Raw genomic sequence first — 20,719 nt, forward strand, 5'->3', positions numbered from 1 at the left:
CCTTTTATGTATACTTCAATATATTATAATGACATTAGAGGTGTCGAGTGAGGTGATGTACCTTGATTTCGTTAAAAGGTTTGAATTCAGCCTCGCGAATCTTTTTATTCACGGGGATAGTCCTTCTACCTTTATCTTTGGTTGAATATCTGTTCGGTTTCTGGTATGGGTCGTTCATACTTATAGCCGATTCATACCACGGTTTCATAGATACTTTCTCCGCATTTTTCTATTCTATCATACTTAGAGTAATATATAGGAAATCTAAGAGGTTCCCATTAGGAAAGTACAACTTGGAAAGCCTTGGCATATTGCTCGCATCAATAATAGTCCTCTTTCTTTCCCTCAACCTGATCATAGATGCAGTAAGGGATAATCAGTCATTTGACAGTCCGTGGTTTGCTTTCCTAACTTGGGTCCCTGCAGTAGTGACTTTAGTCATATACTTTTCAGAGAGAAAATACAGCTGGATAGGCTTAGTTAGAGCAGACATGGCCCACAGCAAGTTTGACGTGTTAACCGAGGTGGCTAGCGGATTTGCTATAATTCTGGACAACTCTCTAGTTACACTTATAATGATTTTAGTCATAGTCGGCTTCGTTATCCTTGACACAGCAAGGGAACTCAAGGAAGCAGTAATGTCTTTGATAGGGGCCACGCTAGATTCCCCTATACGTGATGTAGCAATCGAGAAAATGAGAAAGTCTGGGATAAATGTGCTTTCGGCATCGATTAGAAAAGTAGGCTCGTTCTATTCTATATCTGTAGTAATTGGATTGCCTAGCAACACGACGCTAAAGGAAGCATATAGGATCAGGAAGAAAGCATATAGGATTATAAATTCTATTGATAATATAGCACTAGTTGAAGTAAAAATAATCCCTCTTAGGAGCTTAAAGGTCAAGGAAAAGAAGTCTATATTGAGACAAATGAAACATTAAGAACATACATTCTCTAATAGGGATCAAAGGTTTCTGATAAAATGTTATAGTTAGGTAATAACTTAAACTATATGATATTAAAGCATTTATTAAAAATTTAGATTATATCAATTTCTTTTACTTTAGGTAAAATCGACTTCTCCTCAGCTAGCTTGTAGAAGGTTTCTAGGCCTCTCTTAACCTGATCTATGGGCACGTTATACTCTTGAATGTCAGCCCAGATGGTCTTCTTAACTATCTCCTCTTCCAGGTCAGCTCCTTGGGCCTCTCTCATTATCCTGACGTCCTTAGGTATTATCTCCTCCAAATGAGATTCGGCATATTTCTTGCTTTTCTCATAAGTCTCTTTGAACTTCAATGCTAATTCCTTTCCTAAATCCTTGTTTATAACTACCATACCCATCGGCATAGGAGACCCGTTAGAGATGTTCTTCCACATGTCCCACATGCTCGTTATCGGCTTGGCGTTAATCCCTAACTTCTTCATCGCATACATCATTTTTATTTCATGAACAGCAACCAAAACATCTCCGTCCTTCCCTAGTGCCTTCATTTCGTCCAGAACACGACGAACTATCACTAGTTTCCCGTATCTCCCGACAAGCATCTTGTAGAGAGTGAACGCTGTAGTGTTTGGCCCGTGGACTATCAGTCTAGCCTTAGGTAGCTCGTCTTGTTTAATATCTGAAGTTGATAGGACTGGCATTCCTGTAATTCCGTCTATCGCTGAGGCCACAGCGTTTCCCATTATATAAAAGTAGTCCTGTATGTAAGGATACATTGCAGCTGAAGGTACTGAAACATCGACTTCTCTTTTTAAGACTAGTTCGTTTATGTCTTGGACTGTGGGAATGACTTCGAACTCTAAGTTAAAACCATCTGGTTTAACTTTTCCCTCCATTAATGGTATGAAAGGATACAAATCTCCCGAGTCTGCTAGAGCACCAACTTTTATTGTTACCATGTGGTCAAATCTTAACTCATAGATAAAAAATGTTGGTTACAGTAGGTAGTAAAAACAGCGTAAAAGTCGATGCTGTAAAGGAAGCCTTCAGGATAGCTAAACTTGACGCTGAAGTTTTCTCTATAGAGGTAGAAAGCGGAGTCCCTGCACAACCTTTCTGCGATGATACATTTACGGGGGCCAGAAATAGGGCGTTAAGGTCAATGAAAATTGGTCATTCGGACATGGGAATAGGTATAGAAGGGGGAGTATGTGAAAGAAACGGGAGAATGGTTGCCTTTGCCGTTGTTCATGTCGTGGACAAAGGAGGTAAAGAGAACTTCTCCACCTCTGCGTCTTTCACTTTACCAGAAAACATAGCACAGCTTATTAGAGAAGGCAAAGAATTAGGTGAGGCTACTGACGTCGTATTCAAAGTTAAGAACAGTAAGGAAAAACTCGGTGCAGTAGGACATCTAAGCAAAGGTTTAATAAGCAGAACTACACTGTACATTCAACCCGTACTTCTTGCAATATATCCTTTCATCTAAAGGTGAATTAAAATGAAAGTTCTGATTCTGGGAGCCGGATATGGAGGGCTCACCGTAGCTCACAGATTGAAAGAATACCTAGGAGAGGATATCGAGATAACAGTCGTTTCTAAGAGTAGGTCAATCTATGAGAACACTATATTTCCAGCTATTCTTACTAATGACGTTAAGGTAGAGGATACCGTATTCGACGGACTTGAAGTAATGAGACGAAAAGGAAACCTCTTCGTCGAGGCAGAAGTGAAAGACGTTAATCTGCAGTCAAAGGAAGTGAAGACGAGTAAGGGGACATTCGATTACGATTATCTCGTTTTAGCTTTAGGAGGAGGATATGAAGAGAATTTCAATAAGATAAGCGGGCATGAACACGCTTTCATGCACCATCCATTATCAGACTTCTTAAAAATAAAAGAGAAACTCGCTTCTATGGATGAAATAAACGCAGTGATAGGAAACTATACGGGGAGCCCGATAGAAGGTCCTTCTTATCAACTAGCCCTGATCGTCAGGAACGAAATCAACAGGAGGGGCATTAAAGGAAAGGTTACCTTAGTTACACAGAGCCCCAATGGTGTCTTCGGTATGTTACCCGTTAAGGAAATATCAGAGAGAGCCAATAGACTCTTCGAGGAAAACGGGATAGAGTTGGTGAAGGGTGACTCAATCGTTGAGGTTAGAAAAGATAAGGTGGTTACAAGGAACGGAAAAGAGATAGGCTCCAATTTCGTCTCCATCCTACCCAAACTTTCTGTACCATCACTACTGAGGGAAACTTCGATAGTAAACGAAAGAGGTTATGTAGAGGTAGAGTTTCCCTCATTTAGGACTAAGAGGTTCCACGATGTTTTTGCCATAGGAGATCTAGCCGAAGGTATGATACCAGCTAGAACAGCTAGAGGAGCCATGATTGCTGGGGAGAACGTTTCCTCTACACTGGCTAAAGAAATCAAGGGAGTAGAAAAGCCTCTCTACAAACAAGGAATAATATGCATGTTCCATGGAGGAGAAGTAGCCGGAATGCTCAGGTTTGACGTCAAAGATAAGCCTCATGTGAGCCTCTTAGTTAACCCTGTTTTCAGTAAGCTAAAAATTATGTATAGCAGAATGTTAGTTGCCACAGGATTTAACGTACCTTATCACGCTGCACCTTTCTTTTAACATATAATCCAGAAATAACATGATGTAAGTCTTACATCACTCTACACATGATGTATACAAATCATGGACATTACTAACACCGAAGATAAGAAAATCTAAAGCTTTAAGTTAGTCCCACCTTATTCAATAAAAATCTCTACATTTAGGATAACTCATGTAGAGATAACAACAAACCTCTTATATCAAATACAATCACTAAAATATTAGAACTATGAAAACAAGTCAGTTATGACTAATAAAATGCCTCTCCTTTTGCTAGCTTGTTAAAAAGATAGCCTATCTCCTCAAGCTTCACCGTTTCGTGCTCTGACGGTCTTGGAACGGAAGCCAGGAATATTCCGTAGTCCTCTAGAGTATTACCTTTAGGTTCTCCGTAAGGTGAGAACAAAATAAAGTCGTCAGCCTTGCTTAGAACCTTCCCTATGAAAGAGTCTACTTTAGAATAGAGTGAACATTTATCCTCTTTAGTTAGTAACTTTTCGAAGGAAATAATACTAGCTATTACAGGCTTGCTTTTGGCTTTCTCAAGTATAGCGTCAGCAACTGCCTTGGTCTCTTCCTCTATATTTACATCTTCTGAGAACGAGAAACTTACCTCGCCTAAGCTTGGATTGGTTATAGGGATATTGACTGGAACAGCACCAGTCTGCTCTATAAGCGGAACAGTTTCTGGCTTGACGCCTGCCATGAAGGTTTGAGGTATTTCCTTGAAGCCCAAAACCTTGGCCCACGCTGCGAAGGGTTTCTTAAGATCTTTGTTTACAACTACTCCTCTGTAAGTGCTGCCGAATAGGGTACCTAGAACTCTAGGATTACACTTCAGGAAACTGCTATAACTGAGACTGTCTACTCCCAGAAGAATTGGTTTCATTACATTCCACCTAAGATTAGCTTCAACTTCCTCTCGATCTCCTCACGAGGAACTGCTCCTACTACTTCGTCTACCGGCTCTCCATCCTTGAAGAATAGAATAGTCGGCAAGCTGAATACACCATACCTTCCAGCAATGTCAGGGCTCTCGTCCGAGTTAAGCTTTCCGAAGCCCACTTGAGGATAGTCTGATGCTAATTCCTCCACAATTGGAGCCAACATTAAACAAGGAGCACACCATTCAGCCCAGAAATCAACGACAGCTACCTTATGTCCTTTAATGAACGCATCAAAGCTATTTGTATCCAGATGTTCAACCTCACCTTTAGCCTTGCTTGAAATATCTTTTATCTTTTCGTTGAGTAATTTCTCCAGTTCTGGATCCTTTTCTTCCTGCGTCATATCATACCTTAATCACCATAGCATTATAAAGTTTTAATGAATTGAGATAATTATACCTTAAAACGTGAAATATAAACAAATTTCAAAATATAAGGAAACATAGACGGGAGCATTGCTTAATATTTGATAGAGGTAGCAGAATAATATTATGTACAAACTCGCAGTAATAGGAGGAGGCGTAACTGGGTTATGGGCAGCATTCATGGGAGGAGATAACACAGTAGTGCTAGAAAAGGAAAAGACCGTAGGGAGCAACTCCCTTTCTAGCCTTTGGTCTATAATGCCTCCCCTATGCGGAGACATGGAGGAGGAATGCATAAGAGCAGAAAAGGATTACCAAGATATTTGTTCAGATTTAGGTATTTTTTGTAAAGATACACATATTCTGAAGCTAGATGGGTTTACGGGAAAAGGAAGGCAGATAGAAAAGAACGAAATCAGAACTTTCGAACCTCAGATCAATGCTGAACACGCTGAGTTATTTGAAAATGGTATGTTCATAGAAGGAAATGAGTTCTTCACAAGAATGGAAGACAGCTTGAACATAGACAAGGGGACAGTAGTTACAAAGGTAAACTCTGAAGGAAATTTCATCAAGTCACTAGAGACAAATAAAGGTGAGATAAAGGCTGAAAAATACATCTTCGCAACGGGTTACCTCACTAAGGCACTTCTAGACCTGGATGTCTCGCTTTTTAAAGGCCATCTGATCAAGACAAGACGAATAGGGCTTAACGGAATTGTGATCTACAAAGGTAGAATAGCAGTAGAAGGGAGAGAATTGTACCTGAATGGTGATTCCACGAAGACTGATGATACATCAGTTAACTATGAATCTGTAAATGAGACAATATCAATTTTTTCAAGTATACTTAGAATTGATGTACAAAACTTGACAGTCTCCACTGGTTTCAGGACAGTCTCAAGTGACGGAAGACCATTGGTTAGAAAAGTGTTCGAGAACGGTGTGGCAATCACCGGGTTTAAATTCGGCTTTGCCCTAGCGCCCGTGCTGGCTAGAGAGGGAGTGAAGCTACTAAACATAAGGTGATCTAATGGTAGAAATCGGGATTTCACTACAAGACCAAGTGGGAAAGACTGTCAAGAAATTAGGCTACTCTTTCCTGGAACTTGAGGGAGACGTAACGGAGTTTAAATACGATGGGAATGAACCTCTGATAGTTTTATGCAGGCATGAAAGCTCATCTGGTAAACCTTCCTTGACAGTTCATTACCCAGGAAACCCGTCCGAAAAGACGATGGGAGGACGACCTGAAACTCTCGGTTTTTCATACCCAAGTTTAGGGACATCAATATACAAGGAGATTGTCAAGATTGATTACGAAATTGATAAGGTATTCGAGGCCACTCATCACGGACCTACGATCGATATTCCCGTGGTATTCGTTGAGGTAGGAAGTTCAGAAGAGATGTGGAAAAACGAGACCCTTGTGAAGAGTCTGGTAGAAGCAGTCCTCAGGGGGATAGAAAACATGAAAACGTGCGAGGAAGTAGTTGTTGGCCTTGGAGGACCACACTACGCATACCAATTTTCTTCTATTACAAAAGATTCTTGTCTAGGCCACGTGATCTCCAAGCATTATGTGAAATCCATAAAGGACGACGTAATAAGACAGTCAGTCCTCAGGTCTAGAGATAAGACTACTAAGGTGATCTTTAACGACTTAAGCCAAAAATTAAGGTCTAAAATCCAGGAATCATTGAGCGATTTGAACCTTATCTTTGAGCTTATCTAGGGCTTGTTGAGTCAAGAATGGAGTTCCTATAGTCAAAATCTTACATTCATCCTCGCAACTGATCGTAGTGAGGCTAGCGTTAGGGATCTTTATTCCCCAAGCAGAAACGTCGTCCATGTCAAGTAAGTCGGAGATCACAGCCCTTATGGGGTCAGAGTGGCTTACAGCTATTATCACTCCTTCTTCAGTTTTCCTAAGATCACTAACGAACTCCATCATCCTTTTCCTCAGAAGATCCCAGTTTTCGATCCCTTTTATTTCTATTTCTTTTCTAATTAATTTAAGTTTCCAATGCTCACTTGGCTCAAATTGCTTATTATTCAACTCTCCTAAATATCTTTCCTTTAACCTGTCGTCTACAATAGGTATTAATCCCGTGACTTCACCTACTATCGTTGCAGTCTGGTAAGCTCTCAATATCGGGCTTGTGAATATCTTCTTCGGAGAGAGTCTTGCGACCTCTCTCCCAGCCCTTTTAGCCTGTTCCCTTCCTTCATCGGTCAGGGGATAGACGTTCAAGTCGTGACTAAGTATCCTATTAACATTAGATACGCTCTGCCCGTGCCGTATCATCACAATAATTAATCCCATGTTCCACACTAACTTTTAGCAGTACATATATTTATAACTTTAAATATCATGAAAGGCGAAATATCATGTGATCTTCTTCAGGAAGAAAGAAAAGACAGGGGATAAAGATAGTGGTAAACCGATAAAGTTGCTGTTTTCCTCTGATCTTCATGCTTCCTATGTTGTGTACAGGAAATTTCTTAACGCAGGTAAAATGTACTCTGTTGACGTGCTAGTCATAGGCGGAGACCTCGCAGGAAAAAGCCTCAAACCTATAGTGGATCTAGGAAACAACAAATACGAAATAGACGGAGTTACCTACGACGAGCAGGGAGTGAACAAAATGAAGAAGGACATGGAGAACCTGGGAATATATTACGTTGTCATGAGCAAGGAGGAACTGGAAGACGCTAAGGCAAATCCGAAGAAACAGGACGAATATTTCAAGTTAGCCATAACTAGGACTCTCAGAGAATGGATAGGAATAGCAGAGGAGAAATACAAGGGGCTAGACGTTCCGATTTTCGTTAATTTAGGCAACGACGATCCAGAATACATGTTCGATGTGCTGAAGGAAGGAGAGAGATTCAAGGTAGGCGAGAAGGAGATCTTTGACCTTCACGGACACGAATTCTTCTCCTATGGATACGTGAACCCCACACCTTGGCATACTTTCAGGGAGAAGACGGAGGAGGAGATCTACAAGGAATTAAAACAGATCACGGATAAACTCACAAATCCCCATTCTGCAATATATAACATACATGCACCCCCTTACATGACAAACTTGGACAATGCCCCTCTCCTTGATGATAACCTGAGACCCATAGTTAAAGGAGGAGAAATACAGCTAACCCACGTAGGCTCTACCTCTATAAGGAAGATAATAGAGGAGACTTCTCCTCTGATAGGGCTACACGGCCACGTTCACGAATCGAGAGGTTTCGATAGGATTGGTGGGTCTCTGGTTCTCAACCCGGGAAGCGAGTATAACTCTGGAATATTGCATAGTTACCTTGTTATTATAAAGCCTGATGAAGTTCAGGCATACCAGTTTATTTCTGGTTAAAGCTTTTTAATAAAATAAAACTTTAATTTGGCATAAGCTTATTCTATCCTTATGATAATAGAGACAATAAAGGTAGCAAATAAGAATCCTATCTTCATCAGCAGAAATTCCACTATAAGGGAGGCTGCTAAGAAAATGAGGGAAAACAACATAAGCTCTTTGATAGTAGAAGGGGAGAACCACGAAGTTATTGGTATACTGACTGAAAGGGACATCACGAGAGCTGTAGGGAACAGAGACGTAGATAAGCCAGTAGAATCTTACTCTACAAAACAGTTGAAAGGAATCGTAGAAGATGCGCCCATAGAGGACGCTTTATTAATAATGGTAGAGAACGGAATAAGACATCTACCAGTAATGGATAAGGATACAGGTAAAATAAAGGGAATAACTTCTATCAGGGATCTAGTGAACTCCATTTTAGATACCCACTTCCTTCAGTACGGAAAGAGGGCAGATGAAGTAAAGACGAGCGGAGTGACTTGTCCTGTCTGTGGAGCTGAAATAGACGAATACGGTTATTGTAATTGTGGTACTGGTTCAGGCTAATACAGTCGGATTACTTTTTTTAAGGTAGCTACTTTCTTCTATTTATGATAATATTTTATGCCATAGGGGAAAGAGAACGTGCAAAGGAGCTAGTCAGAATAATAACTAAGACCAGATGGAAAACTATTTCAAAACACTCAATAAAAATATCGAGTTCTTCAATAGGTCCTTCCATGGTTATTTTTAAGCCTACCATGGCTGGGCTGGCTGTTGCGTTATGGCTGAAACAGAGAGCTGAAGAACTAGGCATGACTGCAGCAGTAGGATGGTTTTCCTCGATAGATAGCGTTCCAGAACAAGTTCAAGATGCAGTAAAAACTGATTTAAATAAAATTCTCATGAAGAGGCTCGAAGTTCCTTGGTCGCCTTCCTAACATTAATTTTTTCGCTACTTCTCGTTACTATAACGTATTCTGATATCCCTTTCAATACGTTCAGCAGTTTCTCGTAACGTTTTTGATCGAAAGTCATTGCAGATTCGTCTATGATGAAGTAAGGCGTTGTGAAGTAACTCTTCAGTGAGCTAAGTATCAAGATTAATGCTATTGTTGTTCTTTCAGATGAGGAAAGCTTCTTTATGTCAAGTTTAGCGTTGTTTCTTCTCACTACTAGCTTGTTGTCGTCCGTGACCTCTGCTGTGAGGTTAAACTCCATCTCTTTAAGTATTGAGTTAGATATCTTCATGAATTCCTCTTTAGCTAACCTGAGCCTCTTAAGAAAATCAATGTTATATTCCTCTACTTTTTCACTTAAATGCTGAATTTCCCTTTCTTTCTGGGATATTTTCTCTGCTATAAGAGTCGGTATGCCCAAATTCTGCAAGTCGTAAATAATGTCGCTTCTCTGCTTCTTCAACTGGTTGATCTTCTCATCGATTGGAGAAAGCCTCATCCCCGCTATACCTTCCCCTGTCCTGTTGAACTTCTCCTCCATCTCTCTTTTCTGTCTCTCAAGGTCTTGGATTTGAAACTGAAGGGTCTCCATTTTAGTTTTCAACGCTTCGTAGGAGCTCTTAAGCTGTTCGATGTCGTTCTGGACTCTGTCGAAATCTTTTAATTTCATCTCTAAATCCTGTTTTTTATTGTTTAAATTTAATATTTCATTACGTAATGACTCAAGAGCATTGGTTTTAGAGGACAACTCCTTAGAGATGACTTGAGACCTGGATTTCCACGTTTCAGGATCCACATGGCTCCCACAGACATAGCAGGAAGAAGCATGACGTTGGTCGGCTTCCTTTATCTCCTCTGAAACTCTCTCTAAGACCTTCAGTTCTATTTCTAGCTCGGACCTCTTCGAGGTAAGACTCCTCAGTTCCTCTTCTATTCTCTTTAGCTCTTTCTCAATTTCTTGCTTCGTATCTATCTTCACTTTCGATTCCTTCTCTTTTATCTCCTCCTCGGTTTTCTCTAACTTTTGTTTAGTTTTTTCCAATTCCTCTCTTTTAACGTTTATCTTACTATTTATTTCGTCTAACTTGTTCTGCCTAGTGATGGATATAGTCTGGACTGTATTAGATATTATAGCTGACCCGGTTTCCTTCTCTTTCTCTAATTTCTCTATCTGTCTATCAATTGATACGAGCCTTTGCTGAAGCTCTATAGCTATATTGTAATTCTTCTGCATCTCGTCTCTAGAATTTTTAGCGTCCTGAAGAAGCTTTTCTAATTCTTCTTTCTTTGCCTTTATTTCATTTATCTTTGACGTAGTAGAAATGAACCACTCTACGTTGTCCTCTCCAGCTAAAATCTGAACCAGAAGTTTATTCTCTGGTGAGAAATAAGAGAGAAGAAGGGCCCTATCATCGTCCATAATCAACTGTTTCTCCTCTATTATGTTGCCCTTAATCCTTTTCATTCTTCTGTAATACGTCTTTGAACCGTCCATGAGTTCTATCTCAGCAGAGTCACTGAACACGTTGAGCAGATCCTCAGCTTTGACTGCACTCGTCAATAGAGATATCAATGCTTTACTTAGAGAGGTCTTCCCATAGGCGTTAGGTGCTTCATAAGATGTTACGCCTGGGGCTATTTCAAGCTCGAGAGGTTCCGTAATACCCCCTATATTTGATACTCTTAACTTCATCTGGATAACCTTAAAAGTTGAAGCATATAAAATCTTTCATTTAACACGAGGTGATATATACCTACATAGAAGGAACGTAGAATCATTATAAGAAAGATTTAAGAATATAAATAAACTGTAACGTCATCTTATTTATTTTATATATTCTAGATTTTAATCTAAAAATTTATTAATATAATACAATTATAAACCTGAATTAATTAGCGGTTTAGAAAATTTCCTTAATTTATACAGTAACTTTCTCAATTTAGATATAGTATGAACTGCCTCCATTAGTTATATAACTATGACTAGTGACCTAAATATGTTATATTAGTCTCATTCTATGATATTATATTATTTTGTTATAATATCTAATTTCTTTTATTATAGACCGTTATAGTCTAGATTTTTTTACCTTTACTCTATAGATATTAATACTATTAAATACATTACATATAAGTTTAATATATCTAATAAAGTTAACAATTAGATTTCACAATCATAAAGAGAATTATCCTTCACTGACTAAATACAGAAATACAAAAAATACAAAAAACAAGATAAAAGTGGTGCAGGAAACTTGCGAGAATTCTTTTAACCTCAAGAAGAGTTAAATGAAAGAAATGGATAAAAGAAATCATCTCTCAGTAAATAGTGACAAAATAACCATAATAGATTCAGATACAGCAAGTGACGATACGACCGCAATTACACTAGCATCTAGTCTAGGCGATCTAAAAGCCATTACAGTAGTCGCAGGAAATGTAGATTTCAAGAACGAAATAAAGAATGCTTTGTTCACCAAGGAATACTTGGACCTTGACTCTCCAGTTTTCGTTGGTAGTGAAAGACCAATATTGAACCAGTGGAGAACTGTAGAGGAAGTTCATGGAAAAAACGGCATGGGAAGGCTAACAGACATTAATCCTAAATCCTTACCAGAACCTGCTTTTGCGCCTGACGCTATAATCTCTTTAGCTCAGCAATACAAAGGAAAACTGGAAATATTGGCAGTATCTCCCTTAACTAATCTAGCTTTAGCCTACCTAAAGGAACCTAGTCTTCCTAGTTTAGTGAGGAAAGTATGGATTATGGGAGGAGCGTTCACTAGAGGGAACACAACCCAGCTGGCGGAATTCAACTTTTGGACAGACCCGGAAGCCGCCCAAATAGTTCTCAATGCAGGGTTCGACATAACTATAGTCCCCTGGGAGGTAGCTGAAGAAAGTGCAATGGTCTATGATGAGGAATGGAACAAGATAGAGTCACTTAAAACAAAAAAGGCTAAGCTGTTCATAGAAGCCAACGCTGTAATGAGGGAGTTCTCCAAGTTGAAAGAGAACTTGAAAGGAAGCGTCCACCCTGATTCCCTCACTGTAGCTATTGCTCACGACCAAACTATAGCTACAGAAAGAAAGAAATTTTACGTTAGTGTCGAGACATGCGGAAGTTCCAGAGGGGGGATGTTAATAGACTGGTACGGTTTGACAGGAAAGGAACCAAACGCAGAAATAGTAACGAGGGCTAACCGAGAGAAGTTCATGGAATTGCTTATTTCTGTACTTTCAACTTAGAACAGTCGGCATAGACCACTATGTTTAGACTCTTTACATCTATTCCTCTCTCTTGTATATCTCTAACCATTGACCCCACATTTACTTCCATGTCTATTATTTCATTCATATCAATACAGAAAACATTAACGTGAGGCTCTACCTTGGCCTCATACCATTTCATCCCATTCGCTTCAAATGAGTTCACCAACCCAGCGTCCTTTAGCGTCTCTAGAGTATTATAGACTGTCGAAAGGCTTATGCTCGGCTCTGTCTTCTTGAGCTCCTCATATATCTGTTCTCCGTTGTAATGACCGTTTCTTAAAATGATCTTCATTATCGCCAGCCTTTGCGGTGTAACCTTTAGTCCCTTTCTTCTTAATTCATTAGCAATATCTTCACTCATATCAGTACTGTTATTAAGTAATAATTATTTAAAATTAATGCCGTTTAAGTAGAATAGAATTAATCCATTATTTAATTTTCAGATAAAGATTATTTAATGATATATTAAAATTCTCTTATGGTTATATTTCTGTATTAATGTTATTAATATGATTATTAACGACAATATTATGAGAACACCTTTTGTTTTATGTATGCTTATATATCATAGTGAATATACTCTCTTCATGGGTAAAGTTCTGGTTGATATATCCGTGGAACCCATAGGAACTTCATCAACTAGCATTTCTAGATACGTCAGGATCGCCTTTGAAGTACTGAAAGAAAAGGGACTTAAATTCTATCCTGCGCCTTCAATGACTACAATAGAACTAGACGACCTAAGCTCACTGGGATCTATAATAAAAGAAATCAATGATAGATTAGAAAAAGAGGGCGTAAAAAGAGTAGTCACTATCATAAAAGTAGACGATAGGAGAGACAAAGAGAACTCAATAGACCACAAACTAGATGTTATAAAGCTCTAAAAAGACGTAGTATACATCTTAATCTCGAAGAGGTACTCTCTAACGCTATCGCTTGTTAGGGCTCTGACTACATCTGAAGTCGTTATCAATCCGATCGGTCTTCCAGAATCGTTTATGACAGGGACACTCTTGATTTTTCTGTTTGCCATAAGCTTGGCTGCAGAAGAGAGGTCCTCCTCCTCATAAACAACGAAAGGATCAGGATTCATAATATCCTCTACCTTTACATCACTTTTCGCCTTCAAGAACGGAGAAATGAAAAGCATATCCGTAGTCGTAACTATCCCCTCCAGCTTTCCATCATCATTAGTTAAGGGTATTCTACCCAATCCTTTTTCCACCATGAGTCTAAAGGAATCATAAACAGAGTCCTTAACGTTCAAACATATAGGATCCTTTATCATGAAATCTTTAACTTTGTGCAAACCTTTTATTTTGCTTGCATAAAATCCGGAAAGATCACTCTTAATTATCATCCCTATGACTTTCCCTTCTTGAGAAGTTATTACCAGCATAGGAACTTTTTTGGATTCGAAGATGTGTGCAGCCTCTAAATAATCCACTCCCTCGTTCACTGCAATGAAGTCTTTCTCCATGAACTCAGAGACTTTAATGGAAGAAAAAGATCTTTTTTCTCCATGATAATATATAAACTTCAAGATGTCTTTCTGAGTAACTGTCCCGAGCGGAATTCCCCTCTCGTCTGCGACCACTGCCTTAGGAACGTAATCCATCACCATGATCTTAAGTGTTTGCAATAGAGAATCATGAGGTCTAACCGTGATAGGTTCCCTGATAAGTCCCATGTAAAACATATTTACTTCCCAATGTTTTTAAGTTATTGTGTGTAGGTTTCTGGAAAGCAATATTAGGCCAAGGTAAAAATGAACGCAATATACGAGAAATTTTTCAGAAAGTAACGGAATAGTTGTTAAGAGAATTTAAAGATGCAATATAAAAATTGGATAAAAGCACCTTTTTAATCAAAGACTAAAAAGCTATAAAGACATATACTACAGTATGGAAGAGTTTACCAAGATTTCTATTGATTTAGCCTTATCATCTAAGATAAAGAACTACGATAAACTAATTTCCGAAGGAGAGTCTAAGATGAAATCCTGCGTGTTTTATGATAACGACTCATGTATTAAATTTAAGCCTAATAGCAAAATTCTTGCGATTTGGAAAAACGACACAAAAATATCTCCCCATGCAATGTTCTGTTATTTGTGTCCTTTTTATGCGTTCAGAGATGATGGAGACAGGGTATCACTGACAATGTACGACCTTTACCTTTTCTACATGGAACTTAGAGCTAGGATAGAAAAGGAGACCATAAAGCTGGAAGAAAGACTCAATGATGTAACATTTTCTTCATCTGTTTTTATAAGGAAAAGATATAATGAGCTTTTAGATATATTAAATGATGCTCAAGATAAAATAGATATAATAAAAACGATTCTAAGTATAACAAAGGGTATGTAGTTTCGATCCTTTAAGAAAGCGTCGTAAAGGGAGATTTCGGACATGGGCTTTAGTTGCCTTTTTTAGAGGTCAAAAAACACCTTTCTTTATTAAATACTAAAATCTATCACGTTTGTCTTACTTTTCATTCAAGATGTAGAAGCTAGTCAGTAAATGAACATTGTATAAATGAAAAGAGAAATGAGAGACGTTGGTTGTAAGTTAAACTGTAGGATCATCATGCTTATATGGAGGAACTTTTTATTTCTTCTTATCTTAAGGAGAGAGATTATTAAAATTGTAAAAATTTATCTTAGGGTAACACTTAAAAATAGTTAAAAGTTATCCGAACATATATCTATTAATGAAACCGATTGTCAGCTTCGTGATAGCATTCGTTGCTACAACTATAGCTTGGATCTTCACGTTCTCGCCTTTGACTTTCCTCGAATTCTCTCACTCTCTAGCAGATGTTTTATCGGTGGTAATATCGGCCTGGATCGTGAGGAACTTAAATGCTAAGAATAAGGGATTTACCTACGGGCTTCATAGAAGAGAGATCCTCTCTGTTATTATCAATGTAAGCGTTATGATCATAACCTCGCTTTTAGCTGTGATATTTGCATTCCAAGAACTAATACTTAAGACATATGAGGCAAGTGAATTACCTCTAATTTTAGCTTCCATTGTATCTGCAGCCTTTATGACCGTGGCTAACGGCAAATACGGAATTAAGGAGCATGCTTTAGTAGATTCCATTGATTACATAACGGGTGCGGTTACGGGAACAGCGGTAGCTATAACTGGAATTTATATACTTAACCCATTAGCATCTCTTTTGCTCGTTGTGATCAATATTTACCTTGCTTTCCCACTCTTGAAGCAGTCTTATTACGTCCTCATGGAGAAATCTCCCGTGGATGTCTCTAGAATCCAGGGGGATTTAAAAGAAGTTGAACCTAGTGTACACCACGTCCATGTATGGTCTATATGTGAACATGTGAGAGTTGCAACGCTCCATGTAGTAGCAAGTCCGAATGAAAGGCTAGAGGAAGTAGAGAAAAGAAGGATAGTACTGGAGAAATTACTTAAGGAAAAATACGAAATAAATCACGTTACAATTCAATTCGAAGCTAACGGAACTGACTTGGCCACCAACTAACTCCGAGGTTGTTATACCTTCCTATCATGGAAAGAATTCTAGCCCTATCGTCTTTTGAGACTTTGACATCTGAGTGTGCCTTAATCAGAGGATAAGGGTACCCCTTTATGGAATCAGAGTGAAGTTTGTTCATTATGTGTTCAATCTCGTCACAAGTTATCCTTCCGAATACATCTACTCTCAAAATCATAGAACCGTTAGAAAGCCTGACGTAGAACGTGGAGTACTCCCCTCCTAGTTTCTTAAGCTCTGGTACCTCTTCAATCGAACCTACGTCTATGAAATGTATTTTTGGTTTGGTATACCCAGTCCCTCTAGTAAATAGTTCGAGCAGTGTCATGTCGGAATAGAAAGAATTAAACACGTCGGTAGACCTGCTCTTTTTAGATATCCAAACGGTTCTTCCCCTTTCCTTTATTGCAGATATTAGGAGCTTATTTTCAAGAATTAGAGAGTTCTTAATTTCAGTTTCCGTTTTCATCTCTAAGGATAGTATTTCCCTAGATTTATCGGTCTCCTTCAATTGATCCAGGAGGTAAAGATACCTCTCGTCTATCTTTTTCCCAATCTTTTTCTTTATGCTTCCATCCATCAAAATTAAAGGAGAGGGATTGTGCAAAGCTAATTTCAATTCCATAAGTTCCATCGCATAACCAGTCATGTCCCTAGCGTCATTTCCAGGCTTAAACACGCCTACTCTTGCCATCTTATCTTTGGGTTCTGTCTTCTCACCGTCATGATAAACTGCCTCTGCGTTTACGACAAAGACAACTCCAGTTCTCACTTCTTTAGAGAACATACCACCATCTATTGCCAGAACGCCCTTGGGGTCTTCTGGCTTAGGGACGTAAGGAACCCATATATCGTTGACTTTATCCTGAGTTTCCTTACTTATCTCCTGAGAGAAAGCAAAGAGATCCTTTTTTATTTTCAGGTAGTTGTCAACTAAGTTATTGTAAACCTCCTTAATCATTTCCGTCCCCCGTATTTTCTATGTTCACCTTGCTTATGCCGTTCTCCTTCTTTACTCTAAAGACAACGTCTGCAGCGTCTAAGACTTCTTCGTCATGAGTTATCACCAAAATCTGCGGTACTACCTCATTCACAGCCTTTATTACCTCTATCAGCTTCTTCCTTCTCTCCTCGTCCAAGTGAACAGTAGGTTCGTCCAGTATCATGAACCCGGGGTTCGTAATTATTTTAGTTAGTGCTAAACGAATAGCTAGCGCTAAAGAGATCTTTTCTCCACCGCTTAAATTCTCTATGCAGAGTTGATCCCCCTTAGTGTTATAGACTATTGTTTCAAATTCAGTTCTTAGTCTGGTCTTACCAGTCGTTTTCCTCGATATTTCAACGTTCCTAAATGATAGGTCGAACCTACCTAAGATATCGTTCACGTTACTCATCAAAAGAGTTGTAACGCTCGAAATGAGAAATCCTTTCAAACCGTTATCTCCAAGGTCATCCCTGAGCTTGGTCAACTTTTGATGGGCTTTCTCCAATTTAGGTATGTCCTTCAACTTGGCTTTCCCCTCTTCTATTTCCCTTCTCCTGTTCTCTATCTCTTTCCTCATTTCGGTTATCCTACCCTCAATTTCAGATTTCCTGCTTATCACTTCCTGAAGTTTCTTCACACCTCTATCCACTAAGTCTTTGACTCTCATGTATTCTCCCTCGTCATACGACAAGTTACCTAGTTCCTGAGATATGGCCTCCAGCTCTTTCTTTTTCTCCTCAACGCTTTCTTTATTGTGTAGAAATCTAGCCTCTGTTTTCTCTAGCTCTCTAAGTTCCCTTTCCACTTGATCATGTTCCTGTATCTTAGCCTTTATATAATCTATTGATTGTCCCATCATCTTGGATTCAACGTCGTTAAGCTTCTCCTCTAGATCTGCTATGTGTCGCTTGAGAGCGTTTTCTTGAGCTATCAGATCCTCTAACTCTCCCTCAGTCACATCCTTGACCGAGAGGTATGACTCATACAAAGACTCCAGATCTTCGTTATTCAAAATCTCCTCATCTGCCTTGACCTCGTCTTTCAGTCTTTCATAGTCCCTTGCTTTCTCTTGCAAGTCAGATATCTCTTTTTCCAGTCTAGCCTTCCTATCCAGATAAGACCTCACTTTACCTGCTATCTGGCTCAAGTTGGAAATCTCGTCGTTAAGTTTCCTGATCTCCAAGTTGAGCTTCTTCCTTTCCTGATTAAGAGATAGTTTGGACCCCTGTAGCTCAGAAAGCTTAGCTTTCTTCTCCTCTTCTATGTTCTTCTTGTGTTCCTCGTCAAGAGGGTTACCACATATTGGACATTTATCCTCATGAATCTCTTCCAATCTGCTGAGAGTGTCTTGAATGTCCTTTACTGTAGCGTCGATTTCCCCTATCTTCTTTTCTATCTCGCCTAGTTCCTCTTGCTTTGTAGACAGGGTTTCCTTCAAGGACGCTATTTTCTCGTCTATGTTGACCTCTTGTGATGAAAGTTCATCTTCTAATTTCTTCAGCTGATTGATGTCCTGATCCAGCCTAACTTTAAACGGGGTTATTTCGTCTAACTTTCTCTTATTTTCCTTCAATCTGCTACTGATCTCTAGATAACGCTTATAATACGGCTCTAGCTCTCTCTTCTTTTTCAATTTACCTTCCATGTTCTCCCTGTTCTTCGTGACTATTTTCAGCTGTCTATACTGTTTTTCTACAGTATCCTTGTTAGCTTGGTACGCTTTTATGTCGCTCTCTATTTCTTTGTACTTTTTTAGGGCTTCTAACTTGGAACGTAAGGAATCTATCCTCTCGATTTCTTTCCCGTCCCTCTCAAGCTCTAGTTCCAACCTCCTAATTTCTTCCTCCTTTGCGGTCTTCTTCTCGCGTATTCTGAGATAGGCTTCTCTTCTCTTGGTCTGCTCATCGAGTTCTGTCTTTAAGTCATTGACCTCATTAGATATTGTCTGTAGCTCATTGTCAACCTTTTGCAATTCCCCTTCTTTCTGTTTAAGCTCTGATTCCCTCGCCAACAAGTACTCCTCGTCTTTTTGGATTTGAGTCTCCATTTCTTTAAGATTCTGAAGCTTATTTTCCAATTCCTTTTGAACGGACCTAATGTAACCTGAAGAGTCGATGAGTTTATCAAGCTTGTCTATCTTCATTATCTCCGACAAAATATCGGCCAACTCTTTCTCATCCAGTACGTCAAGGATCTTCCCTTCCTTCACTATGAAGGTAGAGTAAGCGACATCTGAAGTAATGCCTAGAATTCTCTCCATCTCCTTGTTGACCGCTGAGGCTCCCCTAGCTAATGGGTTCCCCTCCACGAAGAGGACATCATCTCTAGCCTTTCCCTGCCTTGAGAGGTACCTCGTGACTTGATATTCCTTCCCATTTTGAGAGAAACTCATAACAATGGAGGCTTCCTGAGCCCCTCTCCTTACCATGTTTGAGGCGTTTCCTCTATCCCCTTCTCTAAACAAGGAGAACAGGATTCCTTGTATAATTGAAGTCTTCCCAGCGCCGTTCTGCCCTATTATGACGTTTACTGCGACGTTACTATCGAATTTGACCTCGGTGTTAGCGTGGCTTAAGAAATCTTTTATCTTAAGCTCTTCAATTTTCATTCCTATCACCCATAGAGATTTTCTGGAGGGATTCCTTCACGCTCGCCTCGTTATCCGTATTTTTGATCATCTCTAAAATTATATCTATTTCTTGTTTAGAATAACCTTTCCCTTCAAAGAACTTCCTTATTAACTCGTCTACCGTGCTATTAGATGGCATTGTAGGACCTTTGGATTGATCTTGCTCTGTGTTGTACTTGGTAATCCTATAATGAAGGACTACCTCCTGTAGTTTAGTCATGTATTCCAAGGCATATTTAGATGGGTTCCCGTTAATTTCAATGTGAATTATAGGCTTCTTTTTATACTTTACAGGAATCTCTTGCACGAGATTGTCTATCTCCTGTTTATAACTAGCGGAATTTATGCTGACAATCTCTTGTGGCCTTATGTCAATATTGATTCTTTGAACCGTGGTTTCGCCTGAGGAGAGGTCCACCAGGAAAGCTCCCTTTCCGTTTTTCTTGTAGCCTTCGATTTCTTCTTCCCTTATAATGTCTGGAGATCCAGCTACACCTAACTGTCCGTTGCTGAACTTCTGAAGCATTCTGGTATGGAAGTGACCAAGAGCGTAGTAGTCGAAACCTAAAGGTATGTCTCCTTGAGAAATCTGCCAGGAGTAAGCGAAAGGAAGGACTTCCCTTATTCCTTGATGCATCATTATAACATTCTTGAAGCCAGGGGTAGGTTTAGTCTCTCTGAGCTGATCCTTTAATTGTTCGGATAGTAAGCTAGGTTTATGTTTCACCCCAAATATCCTTACTTTAGTTCCTCCGTCCTCCAGATCTATGGACGCATCGTTAAGAAGTCTCAAGCCAGCTATCTCTAGGATCTTCTGAGGGTACTTCTCTCCGGCCCTCTTTGGAGTGTCGTGGTCTCCCGGTATGCTCAGGAACTCTATCCCTGCTTGTCTAAGTCTCATGATCTCTTTCATGGCATGATATAAAGCATTGTTTGGTGGATTGGGGACGTCGAAAAGATCTCCAGTATGGATTACCGCTTTCACATGATCCTTAATTGCTTCGTCAATTAAGGAGGAAAACGTATCGTAAATGTCTGTTTCTCTTTCGTCAAGGCCGTACTGCCTCTTACCTAGATGCGTATCGGATATGTGAAGGAGGAGCAT

The 20,719-nt window shown here is 39.4% G+C and carries 22 protein-coding genes; 12 read left to right on the plus strand and 10 right to left on the minus strand.

The genetic code is table 11. From position 1 onward, the window contains the following. Positions 1-62: 62 nt before the first annotated feature. Positions 63-941, plus strand: a complete 879-nt coding sequence (locus IC007_RS12240) for a cation efflux transmembrane domain-containing protein (protein WP_149528839.1) — start codon at positions 63-65, stop codon at positions 939-941. Positions 942-1,038: 97 nt separating this feature from the next. Here IC007_RS12240 and IC007_RS12245 read toward each other — a convergent pair whose 3' ends face one another. Next, positions 1,039-1,905 carry a menaquinone biosynthesis family protein gene (locus IC007_RS12245; protein WP_149528840.1) on the minus strand — a complete coding sequence of 289 codons (867 nt, stop codon included), beginning with the start codon at positions 1,903-1,905 and terminating at the stop codon, positions 1,039-1,041. A gap of 29 nt (positions 1,906-1,934) precedes the next feature. Here IC007_RS12245 and yjjX point away from each other — a divergent pair, with 29 nt between their 5' ends. Together yjjX and IC007_RS12255 are read left to right on the plus strand one after the other, a co-directional pair. Beyond that, positions 1,935-2,435: an inosine/xanthosine triphosphatase gene (yjjX, locus tag IC007_RS12250; RefSeq protein WP_054846569.1), complete on the plus strand. Its 501-nt coding sequence runs from the start codon at positions 1,935-1,937 to the stop codon at positions 2,433-2,435. A 12-nt stretch (positions 2,436-2,447) separates the two neighbouring features. Next, complete coding sequence (locus IC007_RS12255; RefSeq protein ID WP_054846568.1) at positions 2,448-3,593, plus strand: NAD(P)/FAD-dependent oxidoreductase; 1,146 nt, start codon at positions 2,448-2,450, stop codon at positions 3,591-3,593. 232 nt (positions 3,594-3,825) lie between these two features. Here IC007_RS12255 and IC007_RS12260 read toward each other — a convergent pair whose 3' ends face one another. Both IC007_RS12260 and trxA read right to left on the minus strand, forming a co-directional pair. Next, positions 3,826-4,464 (minus strand): hypothetical protein, encoded by a 639-nt coding sequence (locus tag IC007_RS12260; RefSeq protein ID WP_054846567.1) that lies wholly within the window; start codon positions 4,462-4,464, stop codon positions 3,826-3,828. Further along, positions 4,464-4,865 carry a thioredoxin gene (trxA, locus tag IC007_RS12265; RefSeq protein WP_054846566.1) on the minus strand — a complete coding sequence of 134 codons (402 nt, stop codon included), beginning with the start codon at positions 4,863-4,865 and terminating at the stop codon, positions 4,464-4,466. The genes IC007_RS12260 and trxA overlap by 1 nt, the downstream gene beginning before the upstream one ends. A gap of 148 nt (positions 4,866-5,013) precedes the next feature. Here trxA and IC007_RS12270 point away from each other — a divergent pair, with 148 nt between their 5' ends. Next, complete coding sequence (locus IC007_RS12270; protein WP_054846565.1) at positions 5,014-5,916, plus strand: NAD(P)/FAD-dependent oxidoreductase; 903 nt, start codon at positions 5,014-5,016, stop codon at positions 5,914-5,916. A 4-nt stretch (positions 5,917-5,920) separates the two neighbouring features. Further along, on the plus strand, positions 5,921-6,622 hold the full coding sequence (locus IC007_RS12275) for a D-aminoacyl-tRNA deacylase (RefSeq protein ID WP_054846564.1): 702 nt from the start codon (positions 5,921-5,923) through the stop codon (positions 6,620-6,622). On the opposite strand, the gene IC007_RS12280 is transcribed toward IC007_RS12275, so the two are convergent. Further along, entirely contained in the window at positions 6,584-7,213 is a 630-nt protein-coding gene (locus IC007_RS12280; RefSeq protein ID WP_054846585.1) for a 2,3-diphosphoglycerate-dependent phosphoglycerate mutase, read from the minus strand. The genes IC007_RS12275 and IC007_RS12280 overlap by 39 nt on opposite strands. A gap of 67 nt (positions 7,214-7,280) precedes the next feature. Between IC007_RS12280 and IC007_RS12285 the strand changes: the two genes are divergently transcribed. The 3 genes from IC007_RS12285 to IC007_RS12295 are packed head-to-tail and all read left to right on the plus strand — an operon-like array spanning position 7,281 to position 9,184. Further along, positions 7,281-8,261 carry a metallophosphoesterase family protein gene (locus tag IC007_RS12285; protein ID WP_370685213.1) on the plus strand — a complete coding sequence of 327 codons (981 nt, stop codon included), beginning with the start codon at positions 7,281-7,283 and terminating at the stop codon, positions 8,259-8,261. Positions 8,262-8,312: 51 nt separating this feature from the next. Continuing rightward, on the plus strand, positions 8,313-8,810 hold the full coding sequence (locus IC007_RS12290; RefSeq protein ID WP_054846563.1) for a CBS domain-containing protein: 498 nt from the start codon (positions 8,313-8,315) through the stop codon (positions 8,808-8,810). A 44-nt stretch (positions 8,811-8,854) separates the two neighbouring features. Next, complete coding sequence (locus IC007_RS12295) at positions 8,855-9,184, plus strand: hypothetical protein (protein WP_054846562.1); 330 nt, start codon at positions 8,855-8,857, stop codon at positions 9,182-9,184. Here the strand turns inward: IC007_RS12295 and IC007_RS12300 are convergent. Then, positions 9,147-10,895, minus strand: a complete 1,749-nt coding sequence (locus IC007_RS12300; protein WP_054846561.1) for an archaea-specific SMC-related protein — start codon at positions 10,893-10,895, stop codon at positions 9,147-9,149. The two genes, IC007_RS12295 and IC007_RS12300, sit on opposite strands and share 38 nt — an antisense overlap. A gap of 605 nt (positions 10,896-11,500) precedes the next feature. Between IC007_RS12300 and IC007_RS12305 the strand changes: the two genes are divergently transcribed. Continuing rightward, positions 11,501-12,451, plus strand: coding sequence for a nucleoside hydrolase (locus IC007_RS12305; protein ID WP_054846584.1), 951 nt, complete (start codon positions 11,501-11,503; stop codon positions 12,449-12,451). On the opposite strand, the gene IC007_RS12310 is transcribed toward IC007_RS12305, so the two are convergent. Then, entirely contained in the window at positions 12,429-12,836 is a 408-nt protein-coding gene (locus tag IC007_RS12310) for a Fur family transcriptional regulator (RefSeq protein WP_054846560.1), read from the minus strand. The two genes, IC007_RS12305 and IC007_RS12310, sit on opposite strands and share 23 nt — an antisense overlap. 226 nt (positions 12,837-13,062) lie before the next feature. Between IC007_RS12310 and IC007_RS12315 the strand changes: the two genes are divergently transcribed. Continuing rightward, entirely contained in the window at positions 13,063-13,362 is a 300-nt protein-coding gene (locus IC007_RS12315; protein WP_054846559.1) for an MTH1187 family thiamine-binding protein, read from the plus strand. Here the strand turns inward: IC007_RS12315 and IC007_RS12320 are convergent. Further along, a complete protein-coding gene (locus IC007_RS12320; RefSeq protein ID WP_054846558.1) occupies positions 13,359-14,168 on the minus strand; it encodes a CBS domain-containing protein in 810 nt (269 codons plus the stop codon). The two genes, IC007_RS12315 and IC007_RS12320, sit on opposite strands and share 4 nt — an antisense overlap. A gap of 214 nt (positions 14,169-14,382) precedes the next feature. Here IC007_RS12320 and IC007_RS12325 point away from each other — a divergent pair, with 214 nt between their 5' ends. Together IC007_RS12325 and IC007_RS12330 are read left to right on the plus strand one after the other, a co-directional pair. After that, a complete protein-coding gene (locus tag IC007_RS12325; RefSeq protein WP_054846557.1) occupies positions 14,383-14,847 on the plus strand; it encodes a hypothetical protein in 465 nt (154 codons plus the stop codon). Between the two features lie 343 nt (positions 14,848-15,190). Further along, positions 15,191-15,988 (plus strand): cation diffusion facilitator family transporter, encoded by a 798-nt coding sequence (locus tag IC007_RS12330; protein WP_054846556.1) that lies wholly within the window; start codon positions 15,191-15,193, stop codon positions 15,986-15,988. Here IC007_RS12330 and nurA read toward each other — a convergent pair. From nurA to mre11, 3 genes are read right to left on the minus strand one after another with little or no spacing between them, the layout of a single operon-like run. Continuing rightward, positions 15,960-16,961: a DNA double-strand break repair nuclease NurA gene (gene nurA / locus IC007_RS12335; protein ID WP_054846555.1), complete on the minus strand. Its 1,002-nt coding sequence runs from the start codon at positions 16,959-16,961 to the stop codon at positions 15,960-15,962. The two genes, IC007_RS12330 and nurA, sit on opposite strands and share 29 nt — an antisense overlap. Next, positions 16,954-19,593, minus strand: a complete 2,640-nt coding sequence (locus IC007_RS12340; protein ID WP_149528841.1) for an AAA family ATPase — start codon at positions 19,591-19,593, stop codon at positions 16,954-16,956. Before IC007_RS12340 ends, nurA begins: the two co-directional genes overlap by 8 nt. Further along, positions 19,583-20,719: a DNA double-strand break repair protein Mre11 gene (mre11, locus tag IC007_RS12345; RefSeq protein WP_084739873.1), complete on the minus strand. Its 1,137-nt coding sequence runs from the start codon at positions 20,717-20,719 to the stop codon at positions 19,583-19,585. The genes IC007_RS12340 and mre11 overlap by 11 nt, the downstream gene beginning before the upstream one ends.

This window comes from Sulfuracidifex tepidarius (assembly GCF_008326425.1).
GTDB lineage: Archaea > Thermoproteota > Thermoprotei_A > Sulfolobales > Sulfolobaceae > Sulfuracidifex > Sulfuracidifex tepidarius.